The organism is Streptomyces sp. NPDC025793, assembly GCF_055558375.1.
The window spans coordinates 131,442-148,233 of the sequence record NZ_JBVHMR010000006.1 but is presented as its reverse complement, the minus strand read 5'-3'; the positions used below and the strand labels follow the sequence as shown (position 1 = coordinate 148,233).

Below are 16,792 nucleotides of genomic sequence, written 5' to 3'. Positions count from 1 at the left end.
CAACGACACTCCCCGGGCGGTGATCGAGCTGGTGCGCGGCCTCGTGGAGGACGGTGACTCATGTGTGGTCGACGGCACTTCACGATTGCAGCCCGCCGCGACGGGCGGCGCCCGCGGCGGGTCCGACGTGCGCCTGCCGGCACCGGTGCCCAGGCGCTTCTCCGTGCTGGTCCAGAAGGATCTCCGCTCGCTCTCCGAGGCCACGACGAGGGCGCTCAGGCCGGCGGCCGTGCTCGGTTCGCCGTTCGCTCCGGAGGATCTGTCGGCCCTGCTCGGTGAGGCGCCGGTGGGCCTGCTGGCGGCGGTGGACGAAGCGGTCGACCGGGGGCTCCTCGTCTGCGGCCAGCGCGATCTGGCGTTCCGCAGCGAGCACGTCTGGCGGGTCCTGCTCGACTCCGTGCCGCCACCCGTGTGCGCGCTGCTGCGCCGGCAGGCGGCGGAGATGCTGCTGTCGCGACCAGGTGGCATCGAGCGCGCCGCACTCCAGTTGGTGCACGTCCCCCAGCCCGGCAACGCGGAGGCGCTGCGCGTCATCACCGAGGGGCCCCAGCGGCTGCTGGCCACCGATCCCTCGCTCGCCGCATCGCTCGCGACCCGCGGCATGGAGTCGCTGTCTCCCGGCCAGCCTGGGCGCGTCCGCCTAGCGAAGACCGCGGTCGACGCGTTCACCAGGGCGGGCAGCCTGGACCGGGCCATCGCCCTGGCCAAGGACACGATCGACGAGGCGGCGCGCCTCGCCGTTCCGCTGCCGGCCGAACTCGCCGCCGACATCGCCTCGTTGCGGGGCTTCGCCCTGCTGTGCTTCGCCGGGGCGGGCCGACTCCCGGACGTGGAGCGTGCGTTCGCCGGCCGAGGCGTTCCGCTGACGATCCACGCCGGGGCGGGCGGAGCGGCCGCCACGCTCTACGAACGGTCCTTCGTGCTGGTCCGCCCGGACGGTCACGTGGCCTGGCGCGGCGACGAACTTACCGACGACCCCGGGGTGTTCGTCGACACGGTGCGCGGCGACCGGGCCGAGGCCGTGCTCACCGGCAAGGGGGGTTGGGGGGTGCCGTCACGCCTTCAGGCCGTAGAAGCCCACAGGCGAGTTCGGCCGGAAGCCGATGCGGGGGTAGACGGGCGCACCGGCCGCCGTCGCGTGCAGGGTGGCCCGGGTCAGCCCGGTCGCCCTGGCGCCCTCGTACAGGGCCTTGCGGGTCACCGCCTCGCCGTATCCGCGCCGCTCGCATTCCGGGGCGGTGGCGACGAGTGCGACGAAGAGTCGGCCGTCGGCCTCCACGGTGCCGGCGCAGGTCACCGGGACGCCGTCGCGCAGACCGAGGTAGGCGTGCACCCGGCTCTTCCACAGCGTGGAGCCGAGGAGCCCGTCACGGCCGTGCTCCAGCGGGAAGCCGTAGGCGCGTGAGTTCAGGTCCGCGTACGCCCGGAGCTGTTCCTCCGTGGTGACGCGTGCGAAGGTCAGGTCGGGGTGGGACGGCTCGGGGACGGGCAGGAGATCTCCGGCCATGCCGGTACCGGGGAAGCCGTACGCGAGGCCCGCCTTCTCGGCCGCCGCCCGCACTCCCGCGCGCGCCTCGTCGTCGAGGAGGTCGTCGAACAGCCACAGGAACCCGGGCTGCTCCTTGGCGCGCATGATGTCCGCCGCCTGGACCAGGCGTCGGCCGAGCAGCGCCGGGTCCGCGTCGACCTCGGTGAGTGTGACGCAGTTCCAGAACGCGAACCGGGAGTCGGCCCAGCGCACGGCGATGCCCGGAAGGTCCCGCACATCGGCGTGCGGGTCCCGGTCCAGCACCATCGCGCGCCAGACCAGCGTGAGTTGCTCCATGGATTCGATGGCTTCCGTACGATCCCTCATCAGGCCTCCTCGGTGACACACGGTCACCAGGCCCAACGACGGGACCGGCCCGTCGGTGCCGGGCACGGACACCATCGACGACCACGTGGTCGCTCTAGGCGTAGACCCGCTGCACGAACTCCGCGCGCTGTCCCTCGCTCAGGTTCCGGGCGATGTCGGCCTCGCTGATCATGCCGACCACGCGCTTGTTCTCGACCACCGGCAGACGCTTGATCTGGCGGCCTTCCATCTCCCGCAGGGCGTCCTTGATGTCGGAGGCGGCGTCGATCCAGCGGGGTGTGCCCTCGCAGATCTCCGCGCACGTCACCTTCGCGGGGTCATGCCCCGCGGCCACGCACTTCACCACGATGTCACGGTCGGTGATGATGCCACACATGCGGTCACCGTTCTCGGGGTCGCTGACCGGAAGCGCGCCCACGCCGTGGTCCCGCATCAGCTGTGCCGCGCGGTCCAGCGTCTCGTACCGGGGTACCCACTGGGCACCCGGGTGCATGATGTCCTTCGCAGTAGTCATCGCTGTTCCCTCCATCCCCAGCCAGCGTGCACCCGCGTGCGTCGTGATGTCCTGTTGGGCTTTCAATCGGTAGCCGGACGTGCGCCGGGGTACCTGAGAGGTGCAGGAAGTCGCAGGAGACGGCCGAGAACCGTCGCAGTCCCCTGGGGAAGTCGATGACCAATGACCATGATGTCCGAGACGGTCGTGGTGCCCGCCGACGGCGCCGCGCTCCCTGGTGATCTGGTGGTGCCGGACGACGCGCCGGCCGTGGTGCTGTTCGCGCACGGCAGCGGCAGTTCGCGGCACAGTCCGCGCAACCAGGCCGTGGCCGCCGCGCTGCGCGAGTCCGGGCTGGGCACTTTGCTGATCGATCTGCTCACCGCCGAGGAGGAACAGCGGGACCTCGTGACCGGCGAGCACCGCTTCGACATCGCGCTGCTGGGGCGTCGCCTGGTGGCCGCGATGGAGTGGCTCGGCGCCCGGCCCGGCACCCGTGACCTGCCCGTCGTCCTCTTCGGCGCCAGCACGGGCGCGGCCGCCGCCCTCCAGGCCGCCGCCGAGCGCCCCGCGGGCGTCCTGACCGTCGTCTCGCGGGGCGGGCGCCCCGATCTGGCGGGCTCCGCGCTGCCCGCCGTACGCGCGCCCGTCCTGCTCGTCGTCGGCGGCCAGGACCACGAGGTGCTGCGGCTCAACGAGGAGGCCGCGCGCCGGCTCCGGGTCCCGTACGCCGTGCGCGTCATCCCGGGCGCGACCCACCTGTTCGAGGAACCCGGCGCGCTGGAACAGGTCGCCGACACGGTCCGCGAGTGGTGCGCGGAGCGCCTGCGCGCGGCGCCGCCGGAGTGAGGGTCACCGGGCGGCCGGCCGGAATACGAGGCCGAGTGTGCCGTCGGGCCGTGTGTCGACCTGTACGCCGTGGCTGATCCGGGCGAGGGTCGCGCGCAGCCATGCGCGGTCCTCGGCTCCGGCGTGCTCCAGCCGCATCCGTCGCGCCTGCAGAGGGATCATCCGCGCCCCGGCGAGGGCACCGGTGTCCGCGTCCACCGAGACGAGGTGGCCGAGGCGGAGGTCGTCGCGGTACCGCTCGTAGCCGGAGATGCCCTCGTAGTCGTCGATGAAGTCGCCGCAGCCGTAGAGGATCAGCCGGTCCCGGTACACCTCGACCGGGCGGGGGTGGTGCGAGGAGTGCCCGTGGACGAGGTCGACACCGCCGTCGATCAGGGCATGCGCGAAGCGCTCCTGCTCAGGAGGGACGGGGTAGCCCCAGTTGGCGCCCCAGTGCACCGACACGACGACGATGTCGCCCGGTCGCCGCGCGGCCCGCACCCGCTGTACGAGGGTCCCGGCGGCCGCGGCCGACAGCTCGCGGACATGGGCGACGCCCGGCCGGTCGGTGGTCGCGGCCCAGCCGGACGGGATGCCGCTGGACTGCGCGCCGAGGGCGAAGACCAGTACGCGGCGGCCGGGCCCGGCGGGGACCGCGGCGGGCGCGCGGGCCTCCTCGGCGTCGCGCCCGGCGCCCGCGGCGCGCAGGCCCGCACCGGTCAGGGAGTCCAGCGTCTCTTCCAGCCCGGGCCGGCCGAAGTCCAGCACATGGTTGTTGGCCAGGACGCACACGTCGGGCCGGGCCACGGTCAGCGCGGGGAGGTTGTCCGGGTGCATCCGGTAGTGGATCGCCTTGCCGGGGGCGAACGCGTCGCTGCGCGTGACGGCCGTCTCCAGGTTCACGATCCGGACGTGCGGGGCGGCCCGCTCCAGCAGCGGCAGCGCCTCGCCCCACGGCCAGGCCGGATCGACCGGCGCGGGGATCGGTCCGCCGACGGCCTCGGCCAGCTCGACGTACGACCGGGCGTCCGTGACGTAGTCCTCGCGCAGCTCCGGGTCTCCGGGGTGCGGGAGGATCTGGTCGACGCCGCGCCCGAGCATCACGTCACCGCACAGGAACAGGGTCACCGTGCCGCCGCCCATACCTCCACCCTAGGACGGCGGCAGCCCCCGCTGTTGCTGCGGGACATTTTCCGACGGGGAGAGGCCGTGCGACTGGGGTCACCGCGCCGTGTCACCCGCCCGGACCGCGGGGGTGCGCCGGGCCGGCGTCGCCTGCTGCGGGAATCCGATGCGCAGGACGGCGGCTGCCGCGGCCGCGGCCAGGACCACGGCCGCGGCCAGCATCAGTGCCTGGTGGTAGCCGTGCCGGAGCAGGGGTGCCACGGCCAGTGGACCGAGGATCTGACCGACGGAGTATCCGGCGGTCAGCAGGGCGACGGAACGGGGGAAGCGCAGGTGGGACCCGATGGCGAGGGCCAGGGTGCTGATGCCGATGAAGGTCCCGCCGAACAGGGTGGCGCAGAGCAGAGCGGCCGCCGCCGACGTCGTCAGGGCGGGCAGGGCGATGCCGACCGCCTGGACGACGAGCGCGGCCAGCAACAGGCCGGGCCGGGACCGGCGGCGGCCGAGCCAGGCCCACAGCGCCGAGGACGGTACGGCCGCCAGCCCGACCAGGACCCAGGCTCCGCTGCCGACCGGGCCCGGCGTGCTCTGCTCGATCGCGGACACCAGGAAGGTGCCGGCCACGATGTAGCCGACGCCTTCCAGCGTGTACGAGACGAACAGCGCCGTGAACCAGCGGTGGGTGCGCATCCGTGCCGCACCGGCCGGGTCCCCGCCCGGGTGCTCGGCCGCCTGCGCGGGGGCCTCGGGGCGCAGGTTCCAGGACGCCGCGCCCAGAAGCGCGGCGAGCGCGGCCGCCGCGTACCAGGCGGCCCGCCAGTCGGCGACGGAATGCACCGCGAGGACGAGCAGGCCGGACAGCGCGATGCCGGCTCCGACACCGCCGAAGCCCCAGCCGGGCAGGTGGGCCGGGTGCTCGCGCAGGTGACCCAGGAGGGAGCTGACCGCGATGACGAAGACCAGCGCGCTCGCCACCCCGGCCGACAGCCGCAGCGCCGTCCACACCGCGGTGCTGTGGGTGGCGGGCATGGCGGCCAGGCTGCCGGCCAGGGCGGTCAGGCAGACGCGCAGGACGGTGGGTGAGCGCACCAGCGCGGGACACAGGATGCCCGCGACCGCGCCCACGAGATAGCCGGCGTAGTTGGCGGTGGCCAGGTCGGCTCCGGCGCCCGCGGAGAGCCCCGCCCGAGCCTGCATCAGGGGAAGGATCGGCGTGTAGACGAACCGGCCGACCCCCATCCCCGCGGCGAGCGCCGCCGCGACCCGGGCGACATGCCCCCAGGGCGAGGGGAGGGAGCCGCTTCCTCGGTGCGAGGCCGCGCGCAGGGGACGTACGGTCATGAAGGGGTCCTCGTCCGGCGATACGGGGCCGCATGGGCCACACGGGAATCGGAAGGCGTACGTGTCCTGGGTGTCGTACGCGTCACTCGGTGCCGACGCCGCGGCCGGGGTCGTTGGGATGCGGCTCCAGCGCGGTGACGGCGAGGGTCATCCACGGACGCAGCGGCAGGGTGCCGAGCACCTTCTCGTGCAGCTCGTCCTCGTCGGCGGCGCGCCAGATGCCGATGCTGCGCAGCTCGCCGACCGGGCGCCACAGCCGTGCCAGACGGCCGGCGGCGGCCAGTTCCCGGGCGCGGACCGCCTCGGCCGCGCGTCGGCGGTCGACCTCGTCCTGGCTCGTGCCCTCGGGGACGGTCGTGGTGATCTCGACCAGGAACTCTCGCATGGCCCGGCTCCTCCGTTCACTGGGGCGTCCGGCAAGGACCGGTGCGCCACGGGTGCTGCGGCGCCCAGGTGCGCGGGTCTCCGGCACCGGGCCGCCGTTCCCTCATCGTCCGTCCGCCGCCGGCCGGGCGCCACGACCGGGTTCCTCCCTTCTGATAGGCAGAGCCTCCTACCGGCCGTAGCATGAGCGCCGTGGAGCTGCGCCAACTGCGGTACTTCGTGGCGGTCGCCGAAGAGCTGAACTTCGGCCGGGCCGCCGCACGGCTCCTGATCGCCGGCCCCTCCCTCTCCCAGCAGATCAAGGTTCTCGAACGCGACCTCGGCGTGCGCCTCTTCGACCGCGACCGCCGCTCGGTCTCCCTCACTCCGGCGGGCTCCGCGCTGCTCCCCCGGGTGCGCGACCTGCTGGCCCGGGCCGCGGACCTGGAGCGCCACGCGGGTGCCCTGTCCGGCTCGGAACCGGTACGGCTGGGATACGTCAACTGGCTGCCGGCGGACCTGACCGCCCGCACGTCGCCGGTGGCCCAGGTCCATGTGGACGCCTGGGTCGCCCCTTCCCACACCCAGGCGGCCCGGGTCGCCGAGGGGGGCCTGGACGTGGCGGTGTGCTGGGTGCGCACCGAGGACCTGGAGAGACGCGGACTGCGGGCCGCGCTCATCGGCGCCGACCGGCTCTACGCCGTCGCCGCCGGTGCCGACACCGGTGATGTCGCGGCCCGGGACACCGCCGTCCTCATCGACGCCGACGTGACGTCCTGGTCGTCCTGGAACGTCTACGCCGAGCAGCTGGCCAGGGACACGGGCGCGCGTGCGGTGCACATCGGCGACGGCGGCGTCACCGGCCCCGCCTTCTTCGACCACGTGCGCCGCAGTGACCGTCCGGTCGTCAACTGCCCCAAGGGCCAGACGAATCCGCTCCCGCCCGACCTGGTCCGGCGCCCCGTGGTGGGACCGGAGGTCCACTGGACCTGGTCGGTGGTGTGGCGTGCCGACGAGGCCCGGTCCGCGGTGCTCGCCGTGGTCGACGCCCTCCGCGACGGCGTGGGCGACCTCGGCATCCACGGCCCGGGTGCCTGGCTGCCCGAGGGCGATCCGTACCGGCGCGCGCGGGCATGACACCCGCGCGCACCGTCGTGCGTACGGCTGAGCGGGCTCAGAGGTGACTGAGAGTCTGCTGTGGCAGGCTGACGCGCCCATCCCCCCCTCAGGAGCCCCTGGATGACTCTGATCAACGGTCTGCCCGCACATGTCCTGTTCGTGCACGTGGTCGTCGTGCTGATCCCCCTCACCGCGCTGGCCCTGGTCACGGCCGCGTTGTGGCCGCGCGCCGCCCGCCGGCTGGGGCTGGTGCTGCCGCTGGTGGCCTTCGTCGCCCTGGTGAGCGTGCCGCTGACGACGCATGCCGGGGAGTGGCTCGAACGGCACGTGGACTCCGACCCCCTCGTGCGCCGGCACACCGAGCTGGGCGACGGGCTGCTGCCATGGGCCCTGGGCCTGTTCGTGCTGGCGGCGCTCGTGTGGTGGGCCGGGCGGCGCACCGAGGCGGAGTCCGGCCAGGGCGGGGGCGCCCTGCGCTGGTCGGCCCTGCCCGTGCGGATCGCGGTGGGCGTGCTCTCGCTGGCCGTGGCGGTGGGCGCGGTCGTCGACGTCTACCGGATCGGCGACTCCGGCGCGAAGGCCGCCTGGCACGACGCCTACTCGAAGACGGCGACCAAGTCGGCGGACGGTTCCTGACGCGCAGCGGTCACGTCCGGCCCGGCGGCCTGCCGATACGCCCGGCACGGAATCTCCGTGCCGGGCGTATCGCCGTCGTTCCTGGGGACCGCCGCGCGCAGGGAGGACGCGTACGCCCGGGGGTGCGGCCTCGGCCAGGGCCGCGGGCGCGAATCCCTTTCGAAGCAAAGCCCTCGCCGTCCGGGACATGGCGGCGGGCGAGCGGACCGCGCAGGACGTCACCGGCCGACCGGCAACCGGCAGGGCCACGCCGCGCACCTGGACCAGGCTCGTCCACGACGTGTTCCCGTCCCGGCCCGTGTCATCGACACCGCCGGACTGCGGGCGCTCCTCCAGAACGCCTGACACGGCTAGGGGTGTCGTTTGGATCACGCCGGCCGTGATGAACAGTGCGGACCGGCGGACCCGAGCGGGGTCTGGTGCGTGCAGCTGCAAGGCGGAGAGGGAGTCGACGCGATGGGGTCCCTCCCGCGCGAGCGAAGCCGAGCGTGGGGGAGCCGGCGAGTGACGACAACGCCGCTGGGGGTGCCCCCTCTGAGGGAGTGCGTGCCAGACCCCGCCCCGCGCAGGCGACGGTGGTTCTCGCCGTCCTGATTGATGATCATCGGCAGGTACCAGTCGTACAGCGGCCCGTCGAGCACTGCGTTCATCGCCAGATGGGTCTCACCGGATTGCGTTGAGCGAGGGTCGCGCAGCAGTTCCTGCGCCTCGGCGTAGCGCAGGACCACGAGCCCGATCGGGCCTTCGGCGCACCAGTTGCTCGCCTGCGCCGCGGCCGCCTCGGCCCGCGGAAGTCGAATTCGGGATCAGTGACATCGAGGAACGGAACAGTCCTCAAACGTATTGCCGAAATCGGGTTCATCGGCATGTCGCCTCCTGCCGAATTCTCTCGCATTTTCCGGAATATTGAATCCGGTTGCGCCCACGGAAATAGATTGCGAAATTAATTCCGGGTACCACGTCGGGCACATCACCGACCGGCCCGTAAATAATATTGAAGCCGTCGCGCGCGCATCGCGCGCCGAATATAGCAGCACCGAACACCGGCCACGACACACGCCTTCGACCATCTCTCATCATATAAAAATCTCTCGTTATCATGTGCGCCCCATTTCGCTTCTTTGACAAGCCACCACCCCGTCCCTGATCATGGAATCCGTCATATAAAGGGGGGCAGGGCCGATTACGAAAAGCATGCAACAAATCGACCGTGCGGTGGCCGACTGGCGGGCCGTACTCGGCACCACGGCGGTCTCGACCGATACGCAGGTCCTCGCCGCCTATCAGATGAATACGTCGGAGTACCGTCCCCGTGAGCTGATTGCTCTGCTGCGTCCTTCGGCACCGGATGACGTACGGCACATCATCGACGTGGCCCGCTCGACCGGAGTGCCGCTGTACCCCCTCAGCACCGGCCGCAACTGGGGATTCGGATCGGCGCTGCCGCCCCGCGGGCCGGTGGCCCTGGTCGACCTCGGGCGGATGAATCGCGTCATCGAGGTCAACACGCAGTACCGCTACGCCGTCTTCGAACCCGGCACGACCCAAGGACAGCTCGCCGACCACCTCACGGGTCTGGGCTGCGCCCTGAAACTCAATGTGACCGGAGCCGGCCGGGAGACCAGCATCGTGGGCAACGTCCTCGACCACGGCGGCGGCCATCTCGGCGCGCGCTTCGACGACCTGCTCGGCGTCGAAGTGGCCCTGGGAAACGGCGAGGTGGTGCGCACCGGACTGTGGCACCTGCGGCAGTCCGGCGACATGATCCAGCACTATCCGCCGGGTCTCGGACCGGATCTGCGCGGCCTGTTCGTGCAGTCCAGCTTCGGCATCGTCACGAAGATGGTGCTGCGCCTGCACCCGGCCCGGCCCTTCCGGGAGCTGACGCTCGAAGCCGCCGAGGCCAGGCTGCCCGCCGTCGTCGACGCGCTGCGCCAGGCCCGCGAGGACAGCGTCATCAACGGGTACGTCCGCATCACCGACGGCATGGACCCCCACATCCGGTTCTTCCGACGCGGCACAGGGGCCACCTGGAAGGCACAGATCACGCTCTACGGCACCAGCGCGCTGCGGGCCGAGGCCGGCCGCGAGATGCGGCGCCGCATGAGCGCCCTGGTGCACCGCACGGACTGCTTCGACACCGAGCACGACGATCTCCGGGCCCGCGACGGCGAGGACCGCGCCCTGCTGGAAGCCCGGCTGCGTCTCGCCCACGGCGCCCCCTCGGACCGTTCGCTGGAGAACATCGCCCGGTCCGCCGGAAAGTCCTTCCCGCCCGGGACGGCCGGCCTGGACCACGACCGCGAGCTGCCCGGCTTCCTGTGCGCCAACGTGACGCTGCCGTTCTCCGGAGCCCACGTGGCCGCCTGCGTCGCGGAGGTCCGGGCCGCCGCCGACGAGGCCGGCATCACGGCCGCGTGCCTGTTCGGCATGATCGGCCCCACCGCCCTGTCCGGCTTCTTCCCCTTCTACTTCGACCGACGCAGCCCCGGCGCGGTGTCCCGCGCCCATGCCCTGCGAGACGAACTGCACCGACGGCTGGAAGTCCGCGGCATCTACCCGATGCGTCTGGACGTTGACTCGGCGGGCCCGTTCATCGAGCGCACCGACGACGGCTTCTGGCGCACCGTCTCCGCGCTCAAGCGAGCTCTGGATCCGGACGACGTCATCGCCGGCCGCTACACCCCGCCCCCACGGACCCGCGCGGGCCGACCGGTCACGCACGACACAGGAAAGGCTCCATGACCCCCACGCCGACCGAGACGACCGAGGCCCGGGCCTGGTCCGAACTGCGGTCCCTGACCGCACACCTGCTGGCCCGGGAACCCGAGGAGATCCACGCCCTGCGCACCGGCGCACTCCCCCACCGACCAGGTTCGTACGGCCAGTACTTCACCACCTGGGATCTGGCGAACGGGATCCTGCGCGACTACTCCATGAACCTCTACCAGGCGCTGCGCATGGTGACCCACCGGGAGATCGGCGTGGACAGCGCGCTGGCGGTACTGCGCAGCTGGGTTCCCATGTACGGCGAATTCCTGCGGTACAACGGTTTCGAGCGGCTGGCCGATCACGCCCGGCTCATGGTCGAGTCCGGTGTCCGCGACCACCGTCGGCTCGTCGCGGCGCTGTCCGCGTTCGTCGCGTACGTCAACCGCCTCACGGCCTGGTCCCATCACTACTTCCCGTGGCACGTCGGCGAGGCGTACCGCTACGACGGGGCCCCGTCCGCCGCCGTGCCGCAGGCGGCGCCGGCCGCGTGCGACGAGGGCTCCTCGGTGCGCGCGCCGGTCCGGCTCCGCTGGGAGCCCCTGGGCGTCGAGGTCGTCGCGGAGGTCTGCCGCGACCTCAACGACCGCCTGTGCGACGACTTCCTCGGCGCTCTGCCGTTCACGGTGCTGCAGGACCACGCGGTCGTGACCGGTGCGTCCATGTACGCCTGGACACCGCTGGTGAGTGTGGCCCCGACACCGGTGACGGAACGCATCCGCGACGCCCCCGTGGGCAGGCTGCGCTTCTCCCAGGCCACCGGCAACAAGCTCGTCGTCCAGTACGGGTCCACCACCGAGACGCTGCGCGCTCCGGTGCTCGGCCGGGTCGTCGCCGCCGACATCGACGCGCTGCGGAAGGTCGGCCGGTCCGCCTGGGACAGCACCTTCCGTACCAAGGAGCACATGTGGCTCACCGTCGAGCGCGTCTGAACCAGGAGGCACACCATGACCGTTGACGGTGCGATGGTCGACATCGGGGACACCGCACTGCATGTCGTGGCACGGGGCAGCGGACCGGCGGTGCTCGTGCTGCACGGCGCGGGCCTCGACCACGGGTCCTTCGGTGACTACCTGGACCCGCTCGCCGACAGCCACCGCCTGCTGTTCATCGACCAGCGCGGCCACGGCCGTTCGGTCTCGTCCGCCGAGGACAGCTGGACGCTCGAACGCCTGGCGGCGGACGTGGGCGCGGTCGCGCGCGCCCTGGACCTGGGTGAGTACGCCGTGCTCGGCCACTCGTTGGGGGCGTTCGTCGCGCTCCAGCACGCCGTCGACGAGCCGACCTCGGACGTCGCGAGCATCCTGTGCGCCGCCGTGCCGTCCGTCACGTACTTCGCGCACGCCGACGCGGCGCTGGAGACGTTCCGGCCGGCCGAACTGCGCGACAAGGTGGGCGCGGCGATGGAACGCTCCACCCGGGTGCGCACCCCCGCGCAGGCGCGGGACGCCCTGGACGCACAACTGCCCTTCCTGTTCGCCGACCCCGCCGACCCGCGCATCGCGGAGTACCTGGAGCGCACGAAGGACACCCGGTACGCACCTGCCGTGCTGCGGCACTTCGCGGCGAACGGCTACGGCGGCATCGACGTGCGGGACCGTCTCGACCAGGTCAAAGGCCCGATGCTGCTGTTCGCCGGCCGGGACGACCGGGTCTGCTCGGTCGCGGCGGCGGAGGCGATCGCCGCCGGTGTGCCGCAGGCGGAACTGGTCGTGTGCGAACACAGCGGTCACTTCGCCTTCGTCGAGGAGAGGGAGCCGTTCCTGGCGGCGGTGCGGGGCTTCCTCGCCAAGCACTTCACCGATCCCTCGTGAGCGGCGACGGCGGGCTGGCGCAGCACGTGCTCGGCGCCGCGCCGCACGGGCGGACCGCGATCGTCGCCGACGACGGAACCGGATCGCTCACCTGCCGCGCGCTCGCGGACCGCGCTCGGCGCGGGGCGGCCGGGCTCTCCGCCCTGGGGGTCGGGCGCGGTGACGTGGTCGCACTGCACCTGCCCAATGTCCCGGACTTCGCGCCCGCGCTGTTCGCCGTGCTGCGGGCGGGCGCCGCCGCGGTGCTGTGCGGCACGCGGGCGACCGAGGACGAACTCGCCGACCAGCTCGCGCTCAGCCGTGCCGCCGTGGTCGTCACGACGCCCGCGCTGCGGGCGTCGGCCCGCGCCGCGGCCGCACGGGCGGGCGCCGGACCGGTGCTCGACCGCCTGCCGGACCGCCGGGCCGCGGAATCCGCCGCGGCACCCGTCACGGTCCGCGCCGGTGATCCGGCGCTGCTCGTCCTGTCCAGCGGCACGACGGGCCTGCCGAAGTGCGCCGTGCTTACCCATGGCGGCCTGGTCGCCAACCTGCGTCAGGCGGCGGGTCCACTGCCGCTCGGCACCGACGACGTCGTGCTGGCGCTGGCCCCGTTCGCGCATGTGATGGGAGTCTGCGGAGTGCTGCTGCGAGGGCTCGCGGCCGGGGCCACCGTGGTCACGATGGACCGTTTCACCCCGGCCGCGTTCCTCGGCGCGCTCAGCCGCCACCGGGTGACGCAGACGATCGTCCCGCCGCCGCTCGTCGACCTGCTCGCCACCAGCGCGCTGGTGGACCGGTACGACCTGAGCGCGCTGCGCGTCGTGTACGTGGGCGGTGCCGGCGCCGGTGCCGAGCTCGAACGCGCCTGTGCGCAGCGGCTCGGCTGCGTGGTCGCGCAGGGGTACGGCATGACGGAGGGCGGGCCGATGATCACGGTGAACCCGGTGGACGGCCGTGCCCGGCCCGGCTCGGCCGGACTGCCCCTGCCCGGTGTGCGGATCCGGATCGTGCGGGACGGCCGGGAGGCGGCCGCCGGCGCGTCGGGCGAGGTGCACATCGCCGGGCCGGGGCTGATGGCCGGCTACCTCGGCGATCCGGAGGCCACGCGGCGGGTCCTCGGCGCGGACGGCTGGCTGCGCACCGGCGACGTCGGCCATGTGGACGACGAGGGCTATCTCTGGATCACCGACCGGCTCAAGGACCTCATCAAGTGCAAGGGGCACCAGGTGTCGCCGGCGGAGGTGGAGGCGGTGCTCGGCAGGCATCCCGCCGTGGCCGAGGCCGCCGTCGTCGCACGGCCGGACGCCCGCGCCGGTGAGGTGCCGGTCGCCTTCGTCACCCTGCGCGCGCCGGTGAGCCCGCAGGAGCTCGTCTCGTTCGTGGCGGCCCGGGTGTCCGCGCCCAAACGGATCCATGAGGCGTGGATCGTCAGCAGCCTTCCACGCGGCCCGACGGGCAAGGTCCTGCGCCGGGTACTGCGGCGCCCGCACCTGCCCGAGTGACATGAGGACCGTGAGACCGTCCCACCCTCAACTTCCTGGAGATCCCATGGCCGGCCTGCCAGTTGTCGACATCAGCGGTTTCGCCACCGGGGCGGCGCCGGGTCCCGAGCGGGACGCGGTGGCGGCCGGGGTGGACCGCATCTGCCGGGAGACCGGATTCTTCCTCGCCGCCGGTCACGGGGTGCGGCCCGAGACCCGCGCGGCGATGTTCGCGGCCGCCCGGGAGTTCTTCGCGCTGCCCGACGCCGCGAAGCACGCGCTCGCGATCAGCCGGTCGACCTGCCATCGCGGGTACTTCGGCATCGGTGCCGAGGCCCTGGACGAAGGGACCACCGGCGATCTGAAGGAGGGGTTGGACACCGGTGGCGAGCACGGCCCCGACCACCCCGAAGTGCTGGCGGGCACCCCGACCTTCGGCCCGAACCAGCTGCCGGATCTGCCCGGCTTCCGACAGGCCTGGAGCGCCTACTGGGCCGAGGCGGTCGAGGCCGCCGAACGGGTCCAGCGCACCCTCGCCCGTGCCCTGGGGCTGCCGGCGGACCACCTGCTCACGATGGAGGGCGGCGAGGTGATGTACCACCTCAGGCTGCTGCACTATCCGCCGCGGCGGCACGCGCGGCCCGCCCCCGGCCGGCTCGGCTGCGGGGAGCACACCGACTACGGCACGGTGACCCTGCTGGCCGACGACGGGGTGGGCGGACTGGAGGTCATGCGGCGCGACGGCACCTGGATCCACGTGGCGGTGCCGGAAGGCCTGTTGGTGGTGAACCTCGGTGATCTGATGGCGATCTGGACCAACGACCGCTGGGTCTCGAATCCGCACCGGGTGGTCAACCCGCCGGACACCGACCGGTACTCGATCCCGCTGTTCGTCACCCCGCCCTACCGGGCCCGCATCGCGTGTCTTCCCAGCTGCCTCGCCCCCGGTGCCGAACCCCGCTACGCCCCCCAGGTGGCCGGCGAGTACCTGACGTCCCGGCTCGACGCGACGCACCCGTACCGGAACCCGCTGCTGGCGGCGCGGCAGGCGACAAGTCCCCCGGGCGGCGGGTGAGTTCTCGGAAACGCCGCGTTCACGAGGGCGGGGAGCGGGGGTAACAACGGCTTTCTAGCGTGACCGGCCGTGGGACCAGGGTCGTATACACGACCGTACGCACGCAGCACCGGGAGGCGCGACATGAGCACCACGGAGTCACGGCCGCCGGCAGCGGCCACGCCGCAGGATGCCGCCGGGCAGGCCGCCCAGGAGACATTGGAGGACTACACCCTCCGTTTCGCTCCGCGCAGTTACCGGCGCTGGACCCCCATGGTCGTGGCGACGACCGCGCTCGGCGGCATCGCCTACATGGCCGACTTCTCCATCGGCGCCGGCATCGGCCTGGCCCACGGCACCGGCAACGCGCTCGTGGCCATCGCGGTGGCCGCAGTCGTCATCTTCGTCACCGGGCTCCCGCTCGCCTACTACGGCGCCCGCTACAACATCGACCTCGACCTGATCACCCGCGGCTCCGGCTTCGGCTACTACGGCTCGGTCCTCACCAGCGTCATCTTCGCCAGCTTCACCTTCATCTTCTTCGCCCTCGAAGGCTCGATCATGGCCCAGGGCCTGAAGCTGGGCCTCGGACTGCCGTTGTGGCTGGGCTACTTGGCCGCCACGCTGATGGTCATCCCGCTGGTGATCTACGGCATGAAGGCGCTCAGCAAGCTCCAGGTGTGGACGACCCCGATCTGGCTGCTGCTGATGGTCGGCCCGCTGGCCTACCTGATCGCCACCGACCCCGGCACGGTCGACCGCTTCCTCTCCTACGCCGGCACCGACGGCGGCGGCGGGGTCGACACCGCGTCCGTGCTGCTCGGCGCCGGTGTGTGTCTGTCCCTGATCGCGCAGATCGGCGAGCAGATCGACTACCTGCGCTTCATGCCGCCGAGGACCGAGGCGAACAAGCGCACGTGGTGGACCGCCGTCGTCATGGCGGGCCCGGGCTGGGTGGTGCTGGGTGCGCTGAAGCAGGCCATCGGCGTCTTCCTCGCCGTCTACATCCTCGCGAAGGTCGGCCCGGCCGCCGCGACCGAGCCGATCCAGCAGTTCCGCGGCGCCTTCGACGCGATGATGCCGTCCTGGATGGTCGTCCCGCTGGCCGTGGCGCTGGTGGTGATCAGCCAGATCAAGATCAACGTGACGAACGCGTACTCCGGTTCGCTGGCGTGGACGAACTCCTTCACCCGGGTCACCCGGCACTACCCCGGCCGGATGATCTTCGTGCTGGTCAACCTGGGCTTCGCCCTGGCGCTGATGGAGGCGGACATGTTCAGCTTCCTCAACAGCATCCTGGGCTTCTACTCGAACTGCGCGATCGCCTGGGTGGTCACGGTCGCGACCGACATCGGCGTCAACAAGTACGTGCTGAAGCTGTCCCCGCTGACCCCCGAGTTCCGGCGCGGCATGCTGTACGCCGTCAACCCGGTGGGCGTCGTGGCCTTCGTCGCGGCCTCCGGCCTGTCGATCGCGATGTACTTCCATCTGCTGGGCGACACCCTCCAGCCGTACTCCCCGGTCGCCGCGGCCGTGCTCGCCTTCGTCCTCACCCCTGTGATGGCCGTCGTCACCAAGGGGAGGTACTACCTGCGCCGCACCGACGACGGCATCACCGAGCCGCTGCTCGACGCGGACGGCAACCCGAGTGCGGTCACCCTCGACTGCCACGTGTGCCACCAGCCGTACGAGCGCCCGGACCTGACGGCGTGCACCGCGCACGGCGCGGTCGTGTGCTCGCTGTGCCTGAGCACGGACAAGGCGGGCGACCACGTGCTGCCGGCCGGCGCGTAGGCCGATCGGGGGTCACCGCCTGAACGGGTATCAGAACCCTGGATGGTTTTGATTTGGTCTAGTCCTCTTGACGGGTGCACTCTCGGGCGGTTTGGTATGTACCAACTCCCCATCACTCGAACGCCCGAGGGGCATCCC

General features: G+C 72.3%; 14 protein-coding genes and 1 pseudogene. 10 read left to right on the top strand and 5 right to left on the bottom strand.

Annotated features, from left to right (window positions below; translation table 11 throughout):
* Positions 1-442 precede the first annotated feature (442 nt).
* A pseudogene (locus ACZ4MF_RS14960) lies at positions 443-910 on the top strand (hypothetical protein); the annotation flags it as partial.
* A 144-nt stretch (positions 911-1,054) separates the two neighbouring features.
* On the opposite strand, the gene ACZ4MF_RS14955 reads toward ACZ4MF_RS14960, so the two are convergent.
* A complete protein-coding gene (locus ACZ4MF_RS14955) occupies positions 1,055-1,855 on the bottom strand; it encodes a GNAT family N-acetyltransferase (RefSeq protein ID WP_467492414.1) in 801 nt (266 codons plus the stop codon).
* A 94-nt stretch (positions 1,856-1,949) separates the two neighbouring features.
* Complete coding sequence (locus ACZ4MF_RS14950) at positions 1,950-2,369, bottom strand: CBS domain-containing protein (protein ID WP_467492413.1); 420 nt, start codon at positions 2,367-2,369, stop codon at positions 1,950-1,952.
* A 168-nt stretch (positions 2,370-2,537) separates the two neighbouring features.
* Here ACZ4MF_RS14950 and ACZ4MF_RS14945 point away from each other — a divergent pair, with 168 nt between their 5' ends.
* Positions 2,538-3,197 carry a dienelactone hydrolase family protein gene (locus ACZ4MF_RS14945; protein ID WP_467492575.1) on the top strand — a complete coding sequence of 220 codons (660 nt, stop codon included), beginning with the start codon at positions 2,538-2,540 and terminating at the stop codon, positions 3,195-3,197.
* A 3-nt stretch (positions 3,198-3,200) separates the two neighbouring features.
* Here the strand turns inward: ACZ4MF_RS14945 and ACZ4MF_RS14940 are convergent, their stop codons facing one another.
* From ACZ4MF_RS14940 to ACZ4MF_RS14930, 3 genes are all read right to left on the bottom strand, one after another.
* Positions 3,201-4,319 (bottom strand): CapA family protein, encoded by a 1,119-nt coding sequence (locus ACZ4MF_RS14940; protein WP_467492412.1) that lies wholly within the window; start codon positions 4,317-4,319, stop codon positions 3,201-3,203.
* Between the two features lie 78 nt (positions 4,320-4,397).
* The gene (locus tag ACZ4MF_RS14935; RefSeq protein WP_467492574.1) at positions 4,398-5,540 is read right to left on the bottom strand and encodes a YbfB/YjiJ family MFS transporter; all 1,143 of its coding nucleotides are present in this window, start codon (positions 5,538-5,540) and stop codon (positions 4,398-4,400) included.
* A gap of 184 nt (positions 5,541-5,724) precedes the next feature.
* Complete coding sequence (locus ACZ4MF_RS14930) at positions 5,725-6,027, bottom strand: muconolactone Delta-isomerase family protein (RefSeq protein WP_362820065.1); 303 nt, start codon at positions 6,025-6,027, stop codon at positions 5,725-5,727.
* Between the two features lie 182 nt (positions 6,028-6,209).
* On the opposite strand from ACZ4MF_RS14930, the gene ACZ4MF_RS14925 reads away from it, so the two are divergent.
* The 8 genes from ACZ4MF_RS14925 to ACZ4MF_RS14890 all read left to right on the top strand — a co-directional run bounded on the left by ACZ4MF_RS14925 (position 6,210) and on the right by ACZ4MF_RS14890 (position 16,654).
* On the top strand, positions 6,210-7,142 hold the full coding sequence (locus tag ACZ4MF_RS14925) for a LysR family transcriptional regulator (RefSeq protein ID WP_467492411.1): 933 nt from the start codon (positions 6,210-6,212) through the stop codon (positions 7,140-7,142).
* Between the two features lie 102 nt (positions 7,143-7,244).
* Positions 7,245-7,760 (top strand): DUF2231 domain-containing protein, encoded by a 516-nt coding sequence (locus tag ACZ4MF_RS14920; RefSeq protein WP_467492410.1) that lies wholly within the window; start codon positions 7,245-7,247, stop codon positions 7,758-7,760.
* A 1,194-nt stretch (positions 7,761-8,954) separates the two neighbouring features.
* Positions 8,955-10,505 (top strand): FAD-binding oxidoreductase, encoded by a 1,551-nt coding sequence (locus tag ACZ4MF_RS14915; protein ID WP_467492409.1) that lies wholly within the window; start codon positions 8,955-8,957, stop codon positions 10,503-10,505.
* On the top strand, positions 10,502-11,461 hold the full coding sequence (locus ACZ4MF_RS14910; protein WP_467492408.1) for a cucumopine synthase-related protein: 960 nt from the start codon (positions 10,502-10,504) through the stop codon (positions 11,459-11,461). Before ACZ4MF_RS14915 ends, ACZ4MF_RS14910 begins: the two co-directional genes overlap by 4 nt.
* 15 nt (positions 11,462-11,476) lie before the next feature.
* On the top strand, positions 11,477-12,343 hold the full coding sequence (locus ACZ4MF_RS14905; RefSeq protein WP_467492407.1) for an alpha/beta fold hydrolase: 867 nt from the start codon (positions 11,477-11,479) through the stop codon (positions 12,341-12,343).
* Entirely contained in the window at positions 12,340-13,827 is a 1,488-nt protein-coding gene (locus ACZ4MF_RS14900; RefSeq protein WP_467492406.1) for a class I adenylate-forming enzyme family protein, read from the top strand. Before ACZ4MF_RS14905 ends, ACZ4MF_RS14900 begins: the two co-directional genes overlap by 4 nt.
* Before the next feature lie 46 nt (positions 13,828-13,873).
* A complete protein-coding gene (locus ACZ4MF_RS14895) occupies positions 13,874-14,881 on the top strand; it encodes an isopenicillin N synthase family dioxygenase (RefSeq protein ID WP_467492405.1) in 1,008 nt (335 codons plus the stop codon).
* A gap of 123 nt (positions 14,882-15,004) precedes the next feature.
* Positions 15,005-16,654, top strand: coding sequence for an allantoin permease (locus ACZ4MF_RS14890; RefSeq protein ID WP_467492404.1), 1,650 nt, complete (start codon positions 15,005-15,007; stop codon positions 16,652-16,654).
* The last annotated feature ends 138 nt before the right edge of the window (positions 16,655-16,792 follow it).

Coding starts and splice junctions, on each gene's coding strand:
- ACZ4MF_RS14955 (WP_467492414.1), bottom strand. CDS start 1,855: ATGAGGGATCGTACGGAAGCCATCGAATCCATGGAGCAACTCACGCTG.
- ACZ4MF_RS14950 (WP_467492413.1), bottom strand. CDS start 2,369: ATGACTACTGCGAAGGACATCATGCACCCGGGTGCCCAGTGGGTACCC.
- ACZ4MF_RS14945 (WP_467492575.1), top strand. CDS start 2,538: ATGATGTCCGAGACGGTCGTGGTGCCCGCCGACGGCGCCGCGCTCCCT.
- ACZ4MF_RS14940 (WP_467492412.1), bottom strand. CDS start 4,319: ATGGGCGGCGGCACGGTGACCCTGTTCCTGTGCGGTGACGTGATGCTC.
- ACZ4MF_RS14935 (WP_467492574.1), bottom strand. CDS start 5,540: ATGGGGGTCGGCCGGTTCGTCTACACGCCGATCCTTCCCCTGATGCAG.
- ACZ4MF_RS14930 (WP_362820065.1), bottom strand. CDS start 6,027: ATGCGAGAGTTCCTGGTCGAGATCACCACGACCGTCCCCGAGGGCACG.
- ACZ4MF_RS14925 (WP_467492411.1), top strand. CDS start 6,210: ATGAGCGCCGTGGAGCTGCGCCAACTGCGGTACTTCGTGGCGGTCGCC.
- ACZ4MF_RS14920 (WP_467492410.1), top strand. CDS start 7,245: ATGACTCTGATCAACGGTCTGCCCGCACATGTCCTGTTCGTGCACGTG.
- ACZ4MF_RS14915 (WP_467492409.1), top strand. CDS start 8,955: ATGCAACAAATCGACCGTGCGGTGGCCGACTGGCGGGCCGTACTCGGC.
- ACZ4MF_RS14910 (WP_467492408.1), top strand. CDS start 10,502: ATGACCCCCACGCCGACCGAGACGACCGAGGCCCGGGCCTGGTCCGAA.
- ACZ4MF_RS14905 (WP_467492407.1), top strand. CDS start 11,477: ATGACCGTTGACGGTGCGATGGTCGACATCGGGGACACCGCACTGCAT.
- ACZ4MF_RS14895 (WP_467492405.1), top strand. CDS start 13,874: ATGGCCGGCCTGCCAGTTGTCGACATCAGCGGTTTCGCCACCGGGGCG.
- ACZ4MF_RS14890 (WP_467492404.1), top strand. CDS start 15,005: ATGAGCACCACGGAGTCACGGCCGCCGGCAGCGGCCACGCCGCAGGAT.